This is a genomic window from Streptomyces sp. 13-12-16, from assembly GCF_002114215.1.
In the GTDB taxonomy this organism is placed as follows: domain Bacteria; phylum Actinomycetota; class Actinomycetes; order Streptomycetales; family Streptomycetaceae; genus Streptomyces.
Window position 1 is genome coordinate 1 of the sequence record NZ_NCTE01000770.1, and the last position, 4429, is coordinate 4429.

4 protein-coding genes are annotated in these 4429 nt (G+C 71.8%); 2 read left to right on the forward strand and 2 right to left on the reverse strand.

Going from position 1 to position 4429, the window contains the following annotated elements; all coding sequences use genetic code 11:
* Positions 1-117 precede the first annotated feature (117 nt).
* The gene (locus B7767_RS28320) at positions 118-1002 is read right to left on the reverse strand and encodes an NAD(P)-dependent oxidoreductase (protein WP_085574650.1); all 885 of its coding nucleotides are present in this window, start codon (positions 1000-1002) and stop codon (positions 118-120) included.
* A gap of 119 nt (positions 1003-1121) precedes the next feature.
* On the opposite strand from B7767_RS28320, the gene B7767_RS28325 reads away from it, so the two are divergent.
* Together B7767_RS28325 and htpG are read left to right on the forward strand one after the other, a co-directional pair.
* Positions 1122-1718: a TetR/AcrR family transcriptional regulator gene (locus B7767_RS28325; RefSeq protein WP_085574648.1), complete on the forward strand. Its 597-nt coding sequence runs from the start codon at positions 1122-1124 to the stop codon at positions 1716-1718.
* 69 nt (positions 1719-1787) lie between these two features.
* Positions 1788-3686, forward strand: a complete 1899-nt coding sequence (gene htpG / locus B7767_RS28330) for a molecular chaperone HtpG (protein WP_085574649.1) — start codon at positions 1788-1790, stop codon at positions 3684-3686.
* Positions 3687-3697: 11 nt separating this feature from the next.
* On the opposite strand, the gene B7767_RS28335 is transcribed toward htpG, so the two are convergent.
* Positions 3698-4264, reverse strand: a complete 567-nt coding sequence (locus B7767_RS28335; protein WP_179167320.1) for a DUF2269 family protein — start codon at positions 4262-4264, stop codon at positions 3698-3700.
* Positions 4265-4429: the final 165 nt, after the last annotated feature.

Here is a 4429-nt window from a genome sequence, read left to right on the forward strand (position 1 = left end):
GCCCCCGGGCGGGGTGCCCGTCGCCTCCGTGTCGGTGCGCCGTCGGCTCCCGCGCGGGGCGGGAGACGCCCACGGCGGCCGGTGCCGCGCCCGCCAGGCACGGCGGACCGAGGTGACTCAGCCCGCCGGGGTGCCGTCGGTCCTGGTCTCCAGTGCGCGCAGGACGGCCACCATGTCCTCGCCGCCGTGGCCGCCGGCCACGGTCTCGTCGAAGAGGGCGTGGCAGACGTCGAGGAGCGGGGAGGCCAGGCCGGCCTTGCGGGCGGCCCGGGCGATCAGGCGGTTGTTCTTCAGCACGTCCGCGGCGGCGGCCTGGACCGCGAAGTCACGGGCGAGCAGTTTGGGCGCCTTCATCCGGGAGACGGCGCTGGCCATCGGACCGGCGTCCAGGACGTCGAGGAAACGGCGGCGGTCGAGCCCGTGCCGGTCGGCGAAGTGGAACGCCTCTGCCAGTCCGGTGACCTGGGTGATCAGGAACAGGTTCACCGAGAGCTTCATCAGCAGCGCGCCCGGCACCGCGCCGCAGTCGAACGTCTCGCGGCACATCGGGGTGAGCAGGGGCCGTACGGCCGCCACGGCGGAGGCGTCGCCCGCCAGCATCGCGACCAGTCGCCCCTGTTCCGCCGGGACCCGGGAGCCGGAGACCGGGGCCTCGACGTAGACGCCGCCCGCCTCGCGGACGGCGTCCTCCAGGGCGGCCGAGTACTCCGGCGAGGTCGTGCCCATGTGGACGACGGTGCGTCCGGCGACGCGGGCGGCGAAGTCCGGGGTGCCGCGCCCCAGCACCGTGTCGACGGCCGCCTCGTCGGCCAGCACGAGGAACACGGTGCCGGCCCGGCGGAACACCTCGCCGGCGCTTCCGGCGACCTCGGCTCCGGCGTCACGCAGCGGTGCGCACCGGGCGGGGGTGCGGTTCCAGACGACGAGGGGCGTTCCGGCGCGGGCGAGGTTGAGCGCCATGGGCCGGCCCATGACTCCGAGTCCGATGAAACCCACGCGCACGACGCACCGCCGTTCCCGGGCCGCGCTCACACGGCACCTGCTCTATGACCACTGTCATAGTAGCCGCCGTCATGACAGCCGTCATAGGGTGGAGGGAGGGAAATCGCGGGAGGTCGGGGATGGCGGAGTCCGGACGGGGACCACGGGAGCGGATGGTCTTCAGCGCGGCCCAGCTCATCCGGCGCGACGGGGTCGCCTCGACGGGGATGCGCGAGGTCGCCGCGCACGCGGACGCTCCGCGCGGATCGCTCCAGCACTACTTCCCGGGCGGCAAGGAGCAGCTCGTCAACGAGGCGGTGGGGTGGGCGGGCCGGTACGCGGCCCGGCGCGTCGCCCGGTTCCTCGCCGCGCTGCCCGAGCCGACGCCCGGCGGGCTGTTCGCACAGATGGTCCGGCAGTGGACCGACGAGTACGAGAGCCGGGGCTTCGGCGGCGGCTGTCCGGTCGCCGCCGCCACGGTGGACCGCGCCGAGTCCACCGCGTCGACCCGTGAGGCCGTGTCGGCCGCCTTCGCCGAGTGGACCGGTGCGGTGGCCCTGGCCCTGGCGGACATGGGCGTCCCCGCCGAACGCGCCCGGCCCCTCGCCACCCTGATGATCAGCTCTCTGGAGGGGGCGATCCTGATGGCCCGCGCCGAGCGGGACGTCCGACCCCTGACGACGGTCTCCCGCGAACTGGGCCCCCTCCTGGACTCGGCGGCGGGCACGCCCGGCTGACGCTCTCTTTTACTAAAGTGATCGCGCCAGTATCCGGTGATCCTTGGATCAGTGAGGTAGTCACGCATCATGCCGACCGAAACGTTTGAGTTCCAGGTAGAGGCCCGTCAGCTGCTCCAGCTGATGATCCACTCGGTCTACTCGAACAAGGACGTCTTCCTCCGTGAACTCGTCTCCAACGCCTCCGACGCGCTCGACAAGCTGCGTCTGGCCAAGCTGCGGGACGACTCCCTCGACGCCGACGTCTCCGACCTGCACATCGAGCTCGAGATCGACAAGGACGCCCGCACCCTCACCGTGCGGGACAACGGCGTCGGCATGTCGTACGACGAGGTCGGGCAGCTCATCGGCACGATCGCCAACTCGGGCACCGCCCAGTTCCTGCGGGAGCTGAAAGAGGCGCAGGACGGGGCCGGGACGGAAGGGCTGATCGGCCAGTTCGGCGTCGGCTTCTACTCGGGCTTCATGGTCGCGGACGAGGTCACCCTGCTCACCCGGCGCGCGGGCGAGGGACAGGGCACCCGGTGGACGTCGCGCGGCGAGGGCACGTACACCCTGGAGCGGGTCGACGACGCGCCGCAGGGCACCTCGGTCACCCTGCACCTCAAGCCGGCCGACCCCGACAACCAGCTGCACGACTACACCTCGGTGTGGAAGATCAAGGAGATCGTCAAGCGCTACTCGGACTTCATCACCTGGCCGGTCAGGCTCGTCGGGGAGACGGGCGGGGACGGCGAGGCGGCCGGGCCCGAGACGCTGAACTCGATGAAGGCCCTGTGGGCGCGTTCGCGCGAGGAGGTGTCGGAGGAGGAGTACCACGAGCTGTACAAGCACATCGGCCACGACTGGCGCGAACCGCTCCAGACCATCCAGCTGCAGGCCGAGGGCACCTTCGAGTACCAGGCCCTGCTGTTCGTCCCGTCGCACGCCCCGCACGACCTGTTCACCCAGAACTTCAGGCACGGGCTGCAGCTGTACGTGAAGCGCGTCTTCATCATGGACGACTGCGAGGCGCTGCTGCCGTCGTACCTGCGGTTCGTCAAGGGCGTGGTCGACGCGCAGGACCTCTCGCTGAACGTGTCCCGCGAGATCCTCCAGCAGGACCGGCACATCCGGATGATGCAGCGCCGGCTCACCAAGAAGGTGCTGGCGTCGGTCAAGAGCATGATGACCGGTGACGCCGAGCGGTACGCCACGTTCTGGCGGGAGTTCGGCGCCGTGCTGAAGGAGGGCCTGGTCACCGACCCCGACAACCGTGACGCCCTCCTCGCGGTGACCTCGTTCGCGACCACGCACGGGGACGACGGCACGACCACGCTGAAGCAGTACGTGGAGCGGATGCCGGAGGGACAGGACGACATCTGGTTCATCACCGGCGAGTCCCGGGAGAGCATCGACAACTCCCCGCACATGGAGGCGTTCCGGGAGCGCGGCATCGAGGTACTGCTGCTCACCGATCCCGTCGACGAGATGTGGGTCGACGCCGTGGGCGAGTACGAGGGCAAGCGGCTGCGGTCGATCGCCAAGGGCGAGGTCGACCTCGGTGCGCGGGAGGACGACAGGAGCGAGGACGAGCGGGAGCAGCAGGCCGAGGAGTACGCGGGTCTGCTCGACTGGATGCGGGAGCGGCTGGAGGAGGACGTCAAGGAGGTGCGGCTGTCCACGCGGCTGACGGTGTCCCCGGCCTGTCTCGTCGCCGACGCGAACGATCTCACGCCGGCGCTGGAGAACATGTACCGGGCCATGGGCCAGGAGGTGCCGCGCACCAAGCGCATCCTCGAACTCAACCCGGATCACGCGCTGGTGAAGGGCCTGAACGAGGCGTACGGGGAGCGCGAGGACCGCTCGGACCTCACCGACACCACCGAACTCCTCTACTCCTTGGCCGTGCTGGCGGAGGGAGGCCGGCCGAAGGACCCGGCGCGCTTCGTGCGGCTGATGGCGGACCGGCTGGAGCGCACCCTGTGACGTGCCCGTGATCACGGGCGTGCCGGTTCGGCCGTCCCCCGCCTCCGCGCGGCCGCGCGGAGGCGTCGGCCGCGGCGGGTCGGTCCCCATGGCTTGAGGACCGAGATCACCGTCATGAAGACGTAGGCGGTCAGGGAGACGACCGGCCCCATGAGGACGTCGCCCCCGTCGGGCAGGGGGTGCCCGGCGGACACGGCCGCCGCGGCGGCGTTCACGCCCGGCCGCAGCGCGAAGGCCGTGGCGGTGGTCGTGGCCAGGGTCAGCCAGAACTTCGTCCACACCCAGCGGTGCCTCGCCAGTCCCCAGGGCGTGCCCAGGGACAGGACGAGACCGCTGAGGAGGGTCAGGAAGGCGACCGGCAGCATGAGCAGGTCCGCGAAGAGCTTCATGGCCCGGACGGACGCCTCCACCACGGCCGCGGACCCGGTGGTGTTCGCGGTGACACCGAGCGCGAGCAGTCCGACGGTGAGTCCGAGCCAGCAGGCGGAGGCGAGGACGTGGACGACGAGGTGGGCCCGGCGTGCGGGGCGGCTGAGTTTCACCCGTCCCACGGTGCCGGGCCCGGGCGGCGCGGACATCCGACGGCGGGAGTAACCCCGCGTACCGATGTCGGCGTACGCCGGACGCGGTCAGCGTTCGCGCAGCCGGCCCAGCCCCGTCAGGGTGCGCCGGGCCGCGTCGGCCAGCCGGGGGCGGCCGCGCACGAAGCGGCGGGCGGCCCGTGCCGGCTCCCGGCCCAGCCG